The following is a 16,915-nucleotide window of genomic DNA, read 5'->3' as shown; positions in this document are numbered from 1 at the left end:
ATTGGATACACATCAGGACAGCAGTTGCATCAGCGACCGCCATACCTGCTCGTAAAACCCACCGTAAAGCGGATTATCCCTCAGGAACTGGACGGGGAGATTCGGATTGCCGATAAACGGTCTTAGTATCCACGAAACCTGACTTCCCAACAGCAGGTTCCCCGCGAGCCATGCGAACAGCGTCGAACGAGCGCTGCCACGGCTCGGAGCGATGTGTACAAGTAATCGATACAACCTCCACGTCCCGGCCCATCCCGCAAAAGCGATCACCGGGACATGGGCCAACAAGGTAATGCTATGCCCGGTACTCGCCCCCTCCGTCGCTAAGTGTGGTGTGTTCCAAAGCAAAAAAAGCGCAAGTGGCGAAAGCGAAACCAACACGAGCGAAGCGATCGCAAAACTCATTAATATCGCCAAAGTCGTCTGTCGAAAACTCAATCCCGTGGCGTAAACCTGAGCCAGAATCCCATTCAATACAACATTTGCCCCGCACGTGAGAATGATCACCAACGGAAATTTCATCGTTGCGAACAACGCTTGGCCTGGACTCCTCCACAATCCTATGGTCGCCCCGTAGGCACCCGCTCCTATTACCACAGAGAAAAGACAAATCCATAGACATGACTTAGCCCTCAGCTGAAGCCAGCGCGCAAGCACTTCGGGGCTTCCTGCCAGCAATTCTCGTACAAGATTCCACACTTGTTTAAACACTGAACCAGACTAGCCGCATTACATGAAAACAGTATGAACTCCTTGTGCGTTATTAATGAAAAATCCGCTGCTTCGGTACTTTATTCGACGTCACCAAACCTCAACTACATCTCGTAACCTAGGTGTAACCTCCCAGACTCCGTAAAGTTACAATCGCCGAATTGTATTGGCAACTCGATGGTGGGACCTTGATAGCGTCAGCTCGGAGCTCCCTTGCTCCGCGCCACCTTGAAACCAAACCTAAAACCAATCCATGCGCCTAAAACCAAAAGCCTCCTCTGGCAGCCCCTTCAACCTCGGTGCCGCATTTAAGATCGGTGCGGCAGTCCTACTCGCGGTCTTCGCCCTGCTCTTATTCTTCAGTTCGCCCCAATCACCCTCCCTACCCAACACCCCAGGAAACGGCGACGGCAACGATAAGCCCGGACATGGCGACAATCCTGACAAACCTAACAAACCCGGAAAGAAGAAGAAAGAGTACTTCACGCGCATCGCCAGCTTTCCTGTTTTCCTAAATTCGGACATCGAAAACGACACAGTCTCCGAAATTATCGATGCCACTAAAGATGGCAAAACCCTCGTCTACACCGACGCAGAACTTGAGGCACTTGGTTTCGTCGATATCGCCGACCCCTACAACCCGATGCCGCTTGGCACCCTCGAACTCGAAGGTGAACCCACCTCCGTTAAAGTGCTCGGCAAATACGCCCTCGTCTGCATCAACACCAGCGAAGACTTCGTCAACACCAGCGGTAAACTCGTAGTAGTCGATATCGCTAGCAAAACCCAAGTTACCAGCATTGAACTAGGCGGTCAGCCCGACGCCATTGCCATCAGCCCTGATAAGCGCTACGCTGCCATCGCTATCGAAAACGAACGCGACGAAGATCTCGGCGACGGTGCACCGCCGCAGGCCCCTGCAGGATTCCTCGCAATCGTGGACCTCGTGGGCAAGCCACACAAATGGACCCTCCGTACCGTCAGTCTAGTAGGCATCGCCGACAAATTCCCTGAAGATCCCGAACCTGAATTTGTCGATATTAACGATCGCAACCAAGCGGTCATCACACTGCAGGAAAACAATCACATTATCGTCGTCAACCTCACCAACGGCAGGATCATCAACGACTTCTCCGCTGGATCTGTCAGCCTCACACAAATCGATACCAACGAAAACGACCTCATCGAACTTGACGGCTCACTAGAAAACCTTCCCCGCGAAGCCGACGCCGTCGCCTGGATCGACCGTAAACGCTTCGTCACCGCTGACGAAGGGGACCTCGATGGCGGCAGTCGCGGTTTTACAATCTACCACAAGAACGGAAATGTACTCTTCTCGTCCGGCAACATGGACGACCACATGACCGCCATGATCGGCCACTACCCAGAAAGCCGTTCGGAAAACAAGGGCAACGAACCTGAAGGCGTCACCGTCGCGAAATACGGGAAGGATGAGCTCATCTTCGTCGGTTCTGAACGCTCTAGCGTCGTATCCGTCTACAAACTACCGAAGAAGTCGAACGAGCCTGAATTCCTGCAGGTCCTCGCCGGTGGCATGGGCCCTGAAGGTCTGCTTGCCATCCCACAGCGCAACCTCTTCATCTCCGCCTCTGAAGAAGACAACCGTGACGACAAGTTCCGCGCTACCGTAACCATCTACAAACGCAACGCCGTGGAGCCAATTTACCCGACAATCGCTTCCGAAGACCGTCCTGATGGCACCCCCATACCGTGGGCAGCCCTTTCCGCCCTGGCGGCCGACCCCACCAATGCCAACCAAGCCTGGACCGTGTACGACAGCTACTATAAAAAGAGCCGTATATTCAGTGTGGATACATCAGGAACTCCTGCCCTCATCGACAACGAAATCGTCCTCAAAGACAGCAACGGCGTTTTTGCAACAGAGATCGAAAACGCCATTCTTGCCGCCACCTCTCCCGGCAATCCCTACTACGACGCGATCAACAGCGCAGGCTTAGAGTACTTTGAACTCAACGAGGACGACCTCATCAACGAGGATGGCACTGTCAACCTCGACCCCGAGGGACTCGCTCGTCGCGCGAACGGCGGCTATTGGCTCGCCTCCGAGGGAGCCGGTACCGTCGGTGATCCAGACCGTCCCATCGAATCGCTCGACTGGCTCTTCAAGGTCTCCGAAGACGGCACTATTGAAGAGGTCGTCAGCTTACCCGACTCGGTCAACGCCAAACAAGTTCGTTTCGGATTCGAAGGTGTAGCCGTCACTGGTTCTAGTTCAAACGAAGTCCTCTACGTCGCCATCCAGCGCAAGTGGGCCGGTGACTCCGAGCCGCGTATCGGCCGTTACGATACAGCAACCAGCGAGTGGACCTTCGCCCTTTACCCTCTAGACACTCCCGAATCTGCCGCTGGCGGATGGGTCGGCCTCTCTGAGATCGTGGCCCTCGACGACGACACTTTCATCGTGCTCGAACGAGACAACCAAGGTAATTTGGACGCCGCGATAAAGAAGATTTACCAATTCTCAATTGCTGGCCTGACCTTCAAGTCAGACGACCTGTCCGGCAGCCTCGAGACCATCGCTAAAAGCGAAGTCCTAGATATCTTGCCGAACCTTGAAGCCGCGAATGGCTTGGTAATCGAAAAGGTCGAAGGCCTAGCCGTGCTCGCCAACGGCGACGCCATCGTCGTTACCGACAACGACGGCGTAGACGACAGCAGCGGCGAGACCCAGTTCATCAACCTCGGACCACTGCCAGCTAACTAGGCCGCAACCCTAGAATAACATACTATCGTGCCGCTTGGTTTTGCGCCAGGCGGCATTTTCGTTTTCAGATAACCCAAATCAGCACGCATGAGAAACCTAAGCAAATCGATCGTCCTCATACTGTCCCTCGCCTTGGCAGCGTGCAGCAGCACCCGCGAATGGAATCCCTTCGTCGATCGAGCCCGCCACGACACCATCGCCGTGCTAAACTTCCAGTCCGCAGATTCCCAAGTCGGGCGGATTCTCGCAGACCAAATCGCTTCCGAACTCATCCGAAAAGGAGAATTCAGCCAGGTCCTGCGTTCCGTTCCAACCGAGCCTGCCCTCATCCTTGCCGGAACCGTCACGACTTATAAAAAAGGCAACGTCCCGCTCCGAATCAAAACCAAAGGCCGAGCCGGTCACGCCACCATCACACTAAGCCTCACACTCTCAGAGTCCCCTTCCGGCTACCAAGCCACCCAAATAAACCTCCGTCAAACGACCCAATTGTTCGGCCCCGACGCCAGCCGCACCGGCCGCGAATCCATCGACTGGCTCCAGCAACAAATCGCCCGCCAAGTCGCCAAAGAGCTCTAGGGCAAGCCTTCTCCCCGTAATACCCTCGTCTCGGTCAATCTCACACAGGATGCGAGGCAGTCCCACAACCTTGACGCCTTCCACCTTTTCCTCAACATCCCACCTCTTTTTCCAAAGGCAACCTAGCTACACAGCTCCCTTCCGCCACATTCGTGACCCTCCGCGCCCTTCGCGGGCCAAACACACTTTCCATCATGTCCACAAAATCCTCCGACTATAACTTCAGCGAAATCGAATCGACCTGGCAGCGCTACTGGGAAGAGAACAAAACATTCGCGGCCTCCAACGAGTCCGACAAGGAGAAGTTCTTCGTCCTGGACATGTTCCCCTACCCATCGGGCGCCGGCCTCCACATCGGCCACCCGCTCGGCTACACTGGCTCCGACATCCTCGCCCGCTACAAGCGCGCCCAAGGCAAAAACGTCCTCCACCCCATCGGCTGGGACGCCTTCGGCCTCGCCACCGAGCAGTACGCCATCAAAACCGGCAAACACCCGCGCACAACATCCGTCGAGCGCATCGGCCACTTCCGAAACCAGCTCAAGACCATCGGCTTCTCCTTCGACTACGACCGCGAAGTCGACACCACCGACCCCAAGTACTACCGCTGGACCCAGTGGATCTTCCTCCAGCTCTTCAAGCGCGGCCTCGCCTACGTCGACATGCGTCCCGTCTGGTGGTGCGACGAACTCAAAACCGTGCTCGCCAACGAAGAAGTCATCGACGGCAAGTCCGAACGCGGCAACCACCCCGTCGTCCGCCGAAACCTCCGCCAAGTCGTACTCAAGATCACCGAGTACGCCGACCGCCTCATCGAAGACCTCGAGCTCGTCGACTGGCCCGCATCCACCAAAAAGATGCAAGCCGAGTGGATCGGCAAATCCACCGGAGCTACCGCCCGCTTCGCTCTCGACGGACTCGACGAGTCGCTCGAAATCTACACCACCCGCCCCGACACCCTCATGGGCGTCACCTACATGGTGGTCTCTCCCGAGCACCCGCTGCTCGACAAGCTCACCGTCGCCGAGAAAAAGGACGAAGTCGCCGCCTACGTGACCGCCGCCGCCGCCAAGTCCGACCTCGAGCGCACCGACCTCGCCAAGGAAAAGTCCGGCGTCTTCACCGGCTCCTACGCCGTGCATCCAATAACTGGGGACAAGATCCCCGTCTGGGTCGCCGACTACGTGCTCATCTCCTACGGCACCGGCGCCATCATGGCCGTCCCTGCCCACGACACCCGCGACCACGAATTCGCCGAGCAATTCAATCTCCCCATCACCCCCGTTATCAAAGGCAGCGACGAAGACACCCTTCCCTACACCGGCGACGGCGTCCTCATCAACTCCGGCGAGTTCGACGGCCTCCCTTGGCAAGAAGCCAAGGACAAGATCACCGAAAAGCTCAAAGCCGAAAAAACCGGCGAAGAATCCACCCAGTACAAACTCCGCGACTGGCTCTTCTCCCGCCAACGCTACTGGGGCGAGCCGTTCCCAATCGCTTGGGTATCCGAAGAAGACTACGTCACAGCCGTCGCCTCCGGCACCCTCGCTGATTGGCTCCCCGACGAACCCGTCACTTACACCGACGAGACCGGCACTGTATTCGCTTTGCCAGTACCGCCATCCGCTCTCCCGCTCGAACTCCCCTACGTCGAGTCCTACGAACCCGCCGGCACTGGCGAAAGCCCGCTCAAGAAGGCCGACGACTGGATGGAGATTTGGTACAACTTCGCCACCGGCGCCTACGTGCCCGCCTCCGGCGAAAAGCCAGAAGGCGAAGAATGGGTCCGCGCCTCCCGCGAGACCAACACCATGCCGCAATGGGCCGGCTCCTGCTGGTACTACCTCCGCTACATGGATCCTCACAACGAGGACGCCCTCGCCTCCCCCGAAGCCCTCGAGTACTGGGAAACGCCCGACATGTACGTGGGCGGCGCCGAACACGCAGTACTGCACCTTCTCTACGCCCGCTTCTGGCACAAGGTCCTCTACGATGCAGGCGTCGTGAAAAACAAGGAACCCTTCCGCAAGCTCTTCCACCAAGGCATGCTGCTCGGCGAAGACGGCAAAAAGATTTCCAAGTCAGCTGGCAACGGCGTCGATCCCGTGTCCGTAGTAAATGAATACGGAGCCGACACCATGCGCATGTACCTCATGTTCCTCGGCCCACTCGAAGCCCGTAAGCCCTGGAATTCCAAAGGCATCGGCGGCATCAGCCGTTTCCTCAACAAAGCCTGGCGCGAAATCGTCGGCAAAGACGGCGAACTGAATCCAAAAATCAAGGACGGCCATCAAGACTCAAAAGAAACCGAGAAACTCCTTCACGAAACGATTAAAAAGGTCAGCGAAGACCTCGACGCCCTCAGCTTCAACACCGCCATCTCGCAGTTGATGATCCTCATCAACCACCTGCAGAGCCAAAAAGTCATCTCTCTCGCCACCGCCAAAGCCTTCGTGCAAATGATCGCCCCCATGGCCCCGCACATCGGCGAAGAACTCTGGTCCCGCCTCGGCGAGAAAAATTCCGTCGGCCTCGGCCCCTGGCCAAGCTTCGACGCAGCCAAGCTCGTCTCCGACGAAGTCAACATCGTCTTCCAAGTCATGGGCAAGATGCGTGGCCAAGCCATGGTATCCAAAACCTCGACACAAGAGGAAGTCCTAGAACTCGCTAAACAGGACCCCAAAGTAGCCGCCCACCTAGAAGGCAAAACCATCCGCAAAGTCATCTACGTCCCCGGCCGCATCCTAAACATCGTCGCCAACTAGGTTTTTTTCAACCGCAGATACACGCCGATGAACGCAGATGATTTCGAATACAAAACCGAGACCTTTGCTATCATCGGTGCGGCGATGGAAGTTTCCAACATACTCGGACACGGGCTCAAAGAAAAGCCCTACGAGAATGCCTTAGTAGTTGAATTCGGATTACAATCAATCCCTCACCTCCAACAACCAAGATTCGAGATCGACTACAAAGGTACCAACGTTGGGGATTACATACCCGACCTAATTGCCTACGACAAAATCGTTGTGGACACTAAAGTCGTCGAACAAATCGGAGACAACGAGGTCGGTCAGATGCTCAACTACCTAGCCATCACCAAACACAGAACCGGCCTGATTATTAACTTCAAGCATTCAAAACTAGAATGGAAGCGAGTCGTACGAACTAATTCCTGAACCGCAGATACACGCAGATTAACGCAGATAAAAATTAAAGAACAACACAGCGTCATCAGACGCGCTCCCAACACACAACAAGATCAAAATCTGCGTTCATCCGCGTCCATCTGCGGTAAAAAAATACATCCATGTCCCAGTTCCTCCCGCCCGACTTCACCCCCACCGCCCCCGTCGGCCTCATCGCCGGGCGCGGCGTCTATCCTCGTCTCATCGCGGAGAAAGCCCTAGCCGCTGGCATCGACCTCCGCCTCATCGCCTTCGACGGCGAAGCCGCCGCCGAAACCATCGACCTCTTCCCCGCCGACAAACGAGCCATCATCAACGTCGGCAAAGTCGGAGCCTGGCTCAAAGCCCTGCGCAAATTCGACTGCCGCTACACCATCGCCGCTGGCCAAGTAAAGCCCGGCAAGCTCTTCCGCGACCTCAAGCCCGACATCAAGGCCGCCGCCCTCCTCCTCAAACTCAAACGCAAAAACGCCCACACCATCTTCGGCGCCATCGCTGATGAACTCGCCGCCAACGGGCAAACCGCCCTCGACGCCCGCTGCTTCCTCGACGACCAAATGGCCGACCTCGGTCACATGACCAAAGCGTATGAGAAAATTGAGGACACCTACATCCAGCACGGCATCGAGATCGCCCAAGAGATGGCCCGCCTCGACGTCGGCCAAGGCGTCGTCGTGCGCAAAGGCACCGTCCTAGCCGTCGAAGCCTTCGAAGGCACCGACCCCATGCTCAAACGAGCCGGAACCTTCAAGACCGACCAACTCATCTTCGTCAAAACCGACAAACGCGAGCAAGACTACCGCTTCGACGTACCCGTATTCGGACTACGGACTTTGGAGATCATGGCCGAGCACAACATCGGCACCGCAGTCCTAAAAGCCGGCTCCGTCATCATGATCGAAAAAGAAAAGATCCTAACCGCCGCCAAACGCCAAAAGATCCAACTCATAGGCTTCTGAAAGTTACTTTTTGCATCCCTATCTTCCTATCAACGCTTTCAGGGACGATCTCCTTTCTGCCAATTCACCATTGCTCAGGTCCAATGTCTCCCTCCTAATCAGGCGACACCATGAAAGCCTCTTGTCTCGAAGCTCTCAACAAAGCATTCACCGAAGCCGGATCTCGATTCATTGTCGTTGGGGGCCTTGCCGTCGTAGCCCACGGCTACTTGCGAGCGACCCAAATTGCCGATATCGTAATCGAACTCCTCCCGAATAATATCGAACGGGCATTTACGGCGCTCGAGTCTCTCGGATACAAGCCGACCGTACCCATCACCCCCTCAAGTTTCTCCAAACCTGAAAACCGCCTGAACTGGACGATTCAAAAGAACATGACAGTTCTCCAGTTCTGGAGCGACGAACATCGCGATACTCCGGTAGACGTTTTCATTAACGCACCCTTCGATTTCACAAGCGAGTGGAAAATAGCCTATCGACAGTCGCTGGGACACAGTAAGCAAGAAATTCGCTTCGCGAGCCTTGCGACACTGATCGATATGAAAGAAACGGCAAGCCGTCCCCAAGACCTAGTAGACCTCGAGCACCTTAGATGGATTCAAAAAGAGGAGTCTAAAAACGATGAATGAGGATACATCACCCGACTGGTCCTCCTCGACATGGGAAGGAGCGCGGCGTGAGGAATTGAGACGCTGGCGCAAACTCCCTCTTTCCGAAAAGCTCGACGCAATAGATGACCTTAATCAACTCGGAGCAACGCTCATCGCCGCACGAAAAGCCAAAGGTTTACCCTACATCGATCCCAACACTAAAGAACGCATTCGCAAGCGAGCCGTGGCTGAAGACTCCGCAAAATACAACAGCCACAAAAACCCTAGCTGACACTGGCCAAAGCAAACCGCGAGATCTTCGGCTTTAAGCCACTTGTGGGAGCGTGCTCGCCACGCGATTAGCTAGAAGGACGCTCCAGCTTCCCGACAAGCAAAACCAGCTCATCTTTGTCAAACCCTCAAGTGCGAGCAAGACTACCGCTTCGACGTACCCGCTTTTGGACTACGCACTCTAGAGATCATGGCCGAACACAACATCCGCACCGCCGTCCTCAAAGCCGGCTCCACCATCATGGTCGAAAAAGAAAGGATCCTAGCAGCCGCTGCCAAAGCCAAGATCCAACTGATTGAGCTTTAAAAGCGGTCCTCCACTTAAGACATTTTTATCCATTCGATTCAGGCTCCCCCCACAGACCACAAATGTCCTACCCCATCCGCTAAACTCTCCATTTCTTTACACAGCCGCGAAGATTGACCTTTCCCGCTGATGTTACTTATGTAACATAACATCTATGGCTAAGGGACCTTCAGGCAGAATTGTAGTGGAAACTGATCCACAATTAAAACGAGACTTACACGCAGCCCTTGCCGCAGACTCTACCACTTTAAAGGACTGGCTTGAAAACCAAGCCCGACGTTACCTTTCAGATCGAGTTCAGCCAAATCTCCCCGGTCTCAATTCCACAAATAATCCAGATATCAAGCGAGACAACCCATGAGTTTTTCTCGAGAACTTTCTAACTATGGAATAAGTGCAGAGACATCAGCTGTGCGGGTGCTGGACGGTGCTGCAACACCTGAACTCCTAGACTATTTGGATCTTCAACAATCGGTCACCGGTAAGCGGTCTCAAGGAAATGACCTGCTCCCTGATGGAGTTGTTGAAAGCCAGGGACGCCCCCTGCTATTCATCGTCAATGAAAGTCGGCTGGCAAAATCTCCTAGCGAACAAGATCAGCAACTCAGCGATCTCCGGCGAAAACTAGCTTGCCGCGGTGACCGGGCTTATCTCGCAAGAATTCGACCTGGCGAACTAGCGGTAGTACCAGTTTCTTTGGATGAACGGACTCCCGAGTGGCAACCCTACACTTCTGGAACATCTGAGGCCCTCACCTTCTTTTCGCGCTTGGCGAATGGACAGTACGATGGAAAAGGCGAACCCAAAGACGCCGACTACGTCTTCTCGGCAATGTACAAACTGGTATGGAACGTGGCCGACAGACTAGCAGCATTACGTCTCAAGCGTACAGATGTGCTGTCGCTTATGGGACGAGCACTGTTCTTCCGTTTTCTATACGATCGCAATATTGTACGGGAGGAGGACTGCCCAAAGATCGCTCCCAAAGCCCGCAGCATCGGGGACTGCTTTGCAAATGCGGAAAACACTGCGAGTACCTCGACCTGGCTGGACAACACTTTCAATGGCGACCTTCTTCCGCTTACCGACGACGGTAGTACCTCCTATTTCGAAGGAATCGGGAAAAGGACAGGCGGCCGCGTCTTCCTGCACCTAACCGCCATCTTAAGAGGCGAAGAACCAATCGGAGATTCAGGGTGGCAAACTCTTTTGAACTTTCGCCCTGAGGAACGGACTTGGGGTACCTATGATTTTGCGCACGTTCCCGTCGGTTTATTAAGCCAAGTCTATGAACGATTCGCGTGGAAGTGGGAACACAAGACTGCGAAGGAAACAAGTGTTCACTACACTCCACGCAACATCGCAGACACAATGGTCGATGAGGCTTTCACAAATCTTCCAAACGCCGCTTCGGCCCGAGTCCTCGATCCAGCATGCGGTGCTTCAGTGTTTCTCGTTCTCGCTTTTCGGCGTCTCTACCAAGAAAAATGGAAAGCCACCAAACAGCGCCCCAATACCAAAAAAATTCGCGAGATTCTGAACAAACAAATTGTCGGTTTCGATATCAGCGAATCAGCAATCAAGCTCGCAGCGCTCAGCCTCTACCTGACCGCAATCGAACTCGACCCAGCTCCTGTTCCGCCAGAAAAACTCAAGTTTCGTAAACTGCGTGACAATGTTCTATTCAACTTTCGACGCGAAGAGGTAGATCCAGAAGAAGGAGCGGTTGCGGGCAGTCTTGGTGCACATGTTGGCAATCGCTTCGATAATCAATTCAACCTGATTCTCAGCAATCCACCGTGGACCAGTCTCAAAGGAAAAGAACGCCCACTAGCCGATGAACTTAATCAGCTAAGCAAAGAGATCATATCGCGGAGAACAGCAGATAACACAATTGCTGCGGCATACGAAAACCCAGATCTGGGACCCGACCTGCCATTTCTATGGAAAGCAACGGAATGGTGTAAACCTGACGGCCGAATCGCAATGGCTTTACCCGCCCGTATTTTACTAAAACAGGAAGCTATTCCGCGCCGTGCACGGGAAACGTTTCTAAAGCAAGTTGAAGTCACGGGCATCATAAATGGGACAAACCTTTCCGATACGCCTGTTTGGCCCAAAATGGCTCAACCATTTATACTGCTATTCGCCCGCAACAGAAAACCGAAAGCCGGGCATTCGCTCCGACTAATTACGCCGCAATTTGATAAATCTCTGAATAAAAACGGAGAAATGCGGATCGATACAAAATCGATTCAACCAATTCAGGTCGAATCGACATTTGAGCTGCCGTGGATCTGGAAGGCCTTGGCGCTTGGGACATCATTAGATGTGGAGGTCGTTAAAAACTTAAATGGCCTAGGAAAAGAAACACTTCGTGCCTACTGGCAAAGACTAAACCTCCTGACAACTCAAGGTTACAGAATAGCAGAATCCCAAGCCCAATTGGATGCTTCATTTTTGAAAGGACTCCCAAATATCACACATAGTGCCCCTGGAGATTTCATAATAAATCCACAATTCGAGCCTCCTTTTTCTAGAGAGAGCCTTAATCGCCCACGGAAAAAAGAAAATTATTCAGCTCCATTGGTACTAGTTAAGGTCGCACCTAGAAGCGATGCAGAAACTTGCAGAGCAGTTTTGTGCCTTGAAGATTCAGCTTTTAACGAGAGCTTTTACGGATACTCAACCGCCGGGCATCCTCAAGCAGAACTTCTCGCAAAACATCTACAACTTTTCACACATTCAACAATTTGGATGCACTATTTGCTGAACACTAGTAGTGAATATGCTGCAGAGAGAAGAAAGTTACAAAAGGGAGACTTAGATGAATGTCCCTTTTACCCACTCGAAAGTCTATCAGCTAAACAACTTCAGACAGTAGAAGCTCTGTCCCGAAGACTCATCGCTCAAGACCGTACGGTTTTTGACGAGATTGATAGCTTTTTTGGAGAACTATTTGGACTAGATAGCAAAGCAATGGAAGTTGTGCGCGACACAGTAGAAGTCGCGATGCCCTATATTGAGTCCCGGAACCGTGCCTGTAATCCACCTCGCCCATTGGAACGAGAGTGCTTCCGTAAACGTCTCCAATCCATCCTTAGGCCATTTTTCAAAATTACAGGAGATGAGCCACTAGTTGAGCTTTGGAAACCAGCTGAAGCATTCCTTAAAACCTCATCTCCATTCGGATTGCTGCTAATATCCAAGCAGGGTACCACTGCACCCTCGCCAGATAGTCTGTTCCGAGACGTTCTGCTCAAACTCGCAGACGATACTGGCAGCACTCGCATCATTCAACAAGTAGACAATGGACTACTTGTAGCAGTGCTTAACCAATATCGCTACTGGACACCCAGCCGAGCACGATTACTCGGAGCTGAGCTCGTCCGTGAACACCTCGACGTATTCGACACATGACGCTGAATATGTTCGAAGAAGCGGACAATACCGCGCCATTTCCCCACCCACCACTTTCACTTCGTCTTCATCTAATCGTTGAACAAGCACTACGGGCAGCATGGGAAATAATGCTGAGTCAGGTCCGAGTTGGTTTCGACTTACAAACGGCCGACGAAGACACGATAACTCTCGAATTATACCAGCGGCTCTACGACGAAATATTCAACAAAGGAGTGGTAGACGGATTCGATGGCAACATATTCACTTCTGTACATCGCGAACCGAAAATTCGTAATTTCAATTACAGCAACCCCGATAAAATGCCGGACCTTTTTGTGGATTTCGTCGACCGGCCAGCACGGGTCATGAATTCACAACACGGACTATTCATCGAGTGCAAACCCGTGGACCGAGAACATCCAACAGGCTCGGCATATTGCGACAAAGGTCTCATTCGATTCATCAGAGGAGACTACGCTTGGACGATGCAAAGTGCAATGATGGTTGGCTATACACGAAAGGGCTACACTCTGCTCGACAAATTACCAAAAGCACTCAAATCAAAACGGAAAGAACCAATATCAACTTCCTTCGGCCCATCGAATTGCACAAAATCCGTGATTACAACCTCCGCTGAACAAGTTGCTATATCAAAACACCCCCGAACATTCGACTACGTCGAAAACGGAAGTCCCGCAGGGACGATAACGATCCGCCACCTTTGGCTGAAACGTGAATCTTAAAGCGATCAGAAACACCGTTCACAAAGCCAACTCCAAAGACGAAAAAAGGGCTTGATCCGTAATGTTTGATATTCGAATCCGTTCGCAGAAGGAGTTCCCTCAAGCAAACACCTCCTCAACTCGATCAAACGGGAGCGCCTTAACCCCGTCGCTAAAGTCCTGCTTTTGGCCTGCGTAGACGAGATATTTTCCGCTTAGCGGCGAAGCGTTCTCTGAAAAACGATTCAGCCCCTTCTTAAAGGCGCGATGATAGGTCGAGCTCGACTTGATCTCTATGCCGATCAACTGGCTTCCTGAAGTCGCCAGAATATCGACTTCGTTTCAGTTGCTATCTCGATAGAAATAGAGATTCGGCACCAGCCCTTGATTATAGCGGATTTTCAAGGCTTCCAATACCACAAGGTTCTCAAAGAGACTTCCCACCAGAGGATCACGAGTCACCTGCTCGACGCGCTCGATACCAAGCAAGTAGCATAGCAATCCTGTATCCATAAAATAATATTTTGGAAATTTGATTACTCGTTTGTTTTCCAAAATTGTTGAAATATGGCGGCAGTTTAAACACGACAAACGACGCCTCCAAAATCGAGAGCCAGTGCTTGATCGTCTTCGCATCCGCACCGACATCGTTTCCCAAACTGTTATAATTGATCACTTGCCCCACCCGCCCTGCGAGCAACTTAATGAATTTCTCAAAAAGAGAAGCATCCTTGAGTTTCACCAGCTGCCTAACGTCCCTCTCGACATAGGTCTGATAGTAACTCGCATACGCAATGCGCGGGCGTTGATTCTGATCATAGACACGCGGCAAAAGCCTTGGAGGAGATACGCTTCAAACGAATCGAAACGAATTCCAGCGGCTTCCAACTCGCCAATCGAAAACGGCAAAAAATGCAGGATTCCCGTCCGCCCCGCCAACGATTGACCCACCGCTTCGCGAAGCTCAAGCTGATGCGAAGCCGTCAGCACAAACCGCCCCACTTCATTCTCCTCATGCACGATCCCTTGGATGTAGCTGAGCAAATGCGGCACCCGTTGAATCTCATCCAAGATAGTCTTACCAGAGAACCGCTTCAGAAACGCTCGTGGATCCTCCTCCGCGATCGCCCGATTTTCCGGATCCTCTAAACTGACGTAAGCATACTCAGGTAACACACCTCTCACCAAAGTCGTCTTACCCGCCTGCCGCGGACCCAACGCCGTCACCACTGGAAACTCCGCCAACTGGGCGAACAGTTCTTCCTGAATCCGACGAGCGATCATGGCCTTCAAAAATCATATGCAAATAAGGAGTTAAAGTCCTGATTTGCATAGATTCTAACCAAAGAGTGGCTTCAAAGAGGGATACAAGAGGTTCGTTCCGTGCTTATTCACAACTACAAAGATTCCCTGATCCCCCGCACGAGACCTACCTAAACGAGACCCCGCTCACGCCAGTCCGCCATCGCATCAGAGCGGCCTCCTGGAAAAGGCGATCACCCCGCCGCTAATTGCCTCTCAAAGATTAGCGGTTAAAAAACACAACCCAAGCGACAATGAGAAATCACTCACACAAGCAAACACGTCCTCGACTTGATCTCTATGCCGACCAACTGGCTTCCCGAAGTCGCCAGAATATTGACTTCGCTTCCGTTGCTATCTCGATAAAAATAGAGGTTCGGAAGAATCGAGTCACAGCAACATCCCACCTGAGGCTTCGAGTCGCTGTCCGTTTACCCAGCGTCCTTCCTCGGAGCAGAGGAAATTCACCACACCTCCTATATCGTCGGGAACGCCGACGCGTCCCAACGCGATATTCTGAGACATAAACGCGCGAGCGCCGGGATGCGAAAGCGCTGCTCGCGTGAAATCCGTCTCGATGATTCCCGGAGCAACTACGTTTGCGGAGATGTCCCGCGATCCCAATTCCTTTGCAAGATAGCGAGTGAATACTTCGACAGCACCTTTCATCGAAGCATAAGCTGAATATCCGGGAATCGAGAAGCGGGCAAGACCAGTCGATGTATTCACAATTCGACCACCGTCCGCGATCAGCGGCAGCAAGGTCTGCGTCAGGAAGAAGACTCCCTTGAAGTGTACGTTCATCAGATCGTCGAAATCCTCTTCAGCAAACTCGCCGAATGGCTTGGAAAGATCAATGCCGGCGTTATTGACAAGGAAGTCGACAGTCTCCCGTCCCCATTCTTCGAACAGAGCATTCTTGAGAAAACCGCGGCAGCTGACAAACGAAGAGACGCAACTTACATCGAGCTGGAGCGCCATCGCCTTGCGGCCCAACGCAGCGATCTCGCTTACAACCTCATCAGCAGCGGCACGACCGGATCGATAGGTTACGATTACATCGGCTCCGGAACGTGCGAGTTGGAGAGCGATGTTTCGGCCAAGGCCTCGGGAGGAACCGGTTACGAGCGCTATTTTGTTTTCGTGTTTCATTTAGTTTCTGCAAGCTGGGCTTATATTTAAATGGCTTATTTCGAGGCCTCTTTTCGTAACCATAATACGTATTCATTGGCATTTTCCGGTGCCCATTCGATCGAGGCTAAAGACGGAGTGGCCTCGGACATAGCTAGTTGAAAGAGCGAACTGGGCGAATAGTGATTTCGTTCACATCGACATCGGCGGGTTGCTCGATCGCATAGGCCACGCTGCGAGCGACGGCGTCAGGCGCGAGCATGTCTTGACGGAAGTGCTCGGCGACGGCCGCTGCCGTTGCGGGCGAAGTTATGCTGTCCGCCAACTCCGACTCCACCGCGCCTGGCGATATGATTGTTACCCGAATGTCCTTCGACTCCTGCCTCAATCCTTCGGAGATCGCACGTACGGCGAATTTCGTACCGCTGTAAACCGCACAGCTCGGCCACACGTGATGCCCGGCGATCGAAGATACGTTAACGATTTGTCCCTCCTTACGATCCGCGAAATGCGGCAACACTGCAGCGATCCCATGGAGCACGCCACGCAGGTTGACATCGATCATTCGATTCCACTCGTCGACCCTCAGTTCAGCCATCGGAGAGAGCGGCATGACACCAGCATTGTTGACCCATACATCAATACGCCCGTAAAGCTCCAAAGCAAAGGCTGCGATCGCTCGCATCGATTCTAGCGAAGTGACATCGAGCGTATGGAAATCGGCGATACCGCCTGCCGAGCGAATCTCTGCAACGAGCCTTTCAAGCCTTTCTGTTCGGCGAGCGCCGACAACGACTTTGGCCCCTTCCGCGGCCAGGTGACGGGCGGTGGCTTCGCCAATGCCACTGCTGGCACCGGTAATGAGGACTACTTTTTGAGCGATGGGGTTCATTCTGATTGTTAGTGATCGGTCGGGGATCTTTCCCTCGGTCTCGACTCCACAACACTATCGCAAAATGGATCTACCCACAATACACAGTCCTCTCG

General features: G+C 53.1%; 14 protein-coding genes and 1 pseudogene. 10 read left to right on the top strand and 5 right to left on the bottom strand.

What is annotated here, in order from left to right; all coding sequences use genetic code 11:
* Positions 1 to 12: 12 nt before the first annotated feature.
* The gene (locus QEH53_RS17825; RefSeq protein WP_309024567.1) at positions 13 to 522 is read right to left on the bottom strand and encodes a hypothetical protein; all 510 of its coding nucleotides are present in this window, start codon (positions 520 to 522) and stop codon (positions 13 to 15) included.
* A 442-nt stretch (positions 523 to 964) separates the two neighbouring features.
* Here QEH53_RS17825 and QEH53_RS17820 point away from each other — a divergent pair, with 442 nt between their 5' ends.
* The 10 genes and pseudogenes from QEH53_RS17820 to QEH53_RS17775 all read left to right on the top strand — a co-directional run bounded on the left by QEH53_RS17820 (position 965) and on the right by QEH53_RS17775 (position 13,516).
* Entirely contained in the window at positions 965 to 3,457 is a 2,493-nt protein-coding gene (locus QEH53_RS17820) for an esterase-like activity of phytase family protein (RefSeq protein ID WP_309024566.1), read from the top strand.
* A gap of 87 nt (positions 3,458 to 3,544) precedes the next feature.
* Positions 3,545 to 4,036: a hypothetical protein gene (locus QEH53_RS17815; protein WP_309024565.1), complete on the top strand. Its 492-nt coding sequence runs from the start codon at positions 3,545 to 3,547 to the stop codon at positions 4,034 to 4,036.
* A 194-nt stretch (positions 4,037 to 4,230) separates the two neighbouring features.
* Positions 4,231 to 6,801, top strand: a complete 2,571-nt coding sequence (leuS, locus tag QEH53_RS17810) for a leucine--tRNA ligase (protein ID WP_309024564.1) — start codon at positions 4,231 to 4,233, stop codon at positions 6,799 to 6,801.
* Between the two features lie 27 nt (positions 6,802 to 6,828).
* A complete protein-coding gene (locus QEH53_RS17805) occupies positions 6,829 to 7,215 on the top strand; it encodes a GxxExxY protein (protein WP_309024563.1) in 387 nt (128 codons plus the stop codon).
* 131 nt (positions 7,216 to 7,346) lie between these two features.
* Positions 7,347 to 8,183 (top strand): UDP-2,3-diacylglucosamine diphosphatase LpxI, encoded by an 837-nt coding sequence (locus QEH53_RS17800; protein WP_309024562.1) that lies wholly within the window; start codon positions 7,347 to 7,349, stop codon positions 8,181 to 8,183.
* A 110-nt stretch (positions 8,184 to 8,293) separates the two neighbouring features.
* A complete protein-coding gene (locus QEH53_RS17795; protein ID WP_309024561.1) occupies positions 8,294 to 8,812 on the top strand; it encodes a hypothetical protein in 519 nt (172 codons plus the stop codon).
* Entirely contained in the window at positions 8,805 to 9,065 is a 261-nt protein-coding gene (locus tag QEH53_RS17790) for a hypothetical protein (protein ID WP_309024560.1), read from the top strand. Before QEH53_RS17795 ends, QEH53_RS17790 begins: the two co-directional genes overlap by 8 nt.
* A 156-nt stretch (positions 9,066 to 9,221) precedes the next feature.
* Positions 9,222 to 9,371, top strand: a pseudogene (gene lpxI / locus QEH53_RS17785) (UDP-2,3-diacylglucosamine diphosphatase LpxI); the annotation flags it as partial.
* Positions 9,372 to 9,728: 357 nt separating this feature from the next.
* Positions 9,729 to 12,791 carry an N-6 DNA methylase gene (locus tag QEH53_RS17780; protein ID WP_309024559.1) on the top strand — a complete coding sequence of 1,021 codons (3,063 nt, stop codon included), beginning with the start codon at positions 9,729 to 9,731 and terminating at the stop codon, positions 12,789 to 12,791.
* 8 nt (positions 12,792 to 12,799) lie between these two features.
* Entirely contained in the window at positions 12,800 to 13,516 is a 717-nt protein-coding gene (locus QEH53_RS17775) for a hypothetical protein (protein WP_309024558.1), read from the top strand.
* Positions 13,517 to 13,837: 321 nt separating this feature from the next.
* Here the strand turns inward: QEH53_RS17775 and QEH53_RS17770 are convergent, their stop codons facing one another.
* From QEH53_RS17770 to QEH53_RS17755, 4 genes are all read right to left on the bottom strand, one after another.
* A complete protein-coding gene (locus QEH53_RS17770; protein ID WP_309024557.1) occupies positions 13,838 to 14,131 on the bottom strand; it encodes a DUF4143 domain-containing protein in 294 nt (97 codons plus the stop codon).
* Positions 14,132 to 14,233: 102 nt separating this feature from the next.
* Positions 14,234 to 14,779 (bottom strand): AAA family ATPase, encoded by a 546-nt coding sequence (locus QEH53_RS17765; protein WP_309024556.1) that lies wholly within the window; start codon positions 14,777 to 14,779, stop codon positions 14,234 to 14,236.
* A 408-nt stretch (positions 14,780 to 15,187) separates the two neighbouring features.
* Complete coding sequence (locus tag QEH53_RS17760; RefSeq protein ID WP_309024555.1) at positions 15,188 to 15,949, bottom strand: SDR family oxidoreductase; 762 nt, start codon at positions 15,947 to 15,949, stop codon at positions 15,188 to 15,190.
* A gap of 133 nt (positions 15,950 to 16,082) precedes the next feature.
* A complete protein-coding gene (locus QEH53_RS17755; RefSeq protein WP_309024554.1) occupies positions 16,083 to 16,820 on the bottom strand; it encodes an SDR family oxidoreductase in 738 nt (245 codons plus the stop codon).
* Between the last annotated feature and the right edge of the window lie 95 nt (positions 16,821 to 16,915).

It is taken from the genome of Pelagicoccus sp. SDUM812002, assembly GCF_031127835.1.
Classification (GTDB): domain Bacteria; phylum Verrucomicrobiota; class Verrucomicrobiia; order Opitutales; family Opitutaceae; genus Pelagicoccus.
Note: the sequence above shows the minus strand (reverse complement) of the source record. Positions and strands in the feature narration are given on the sequence as shown.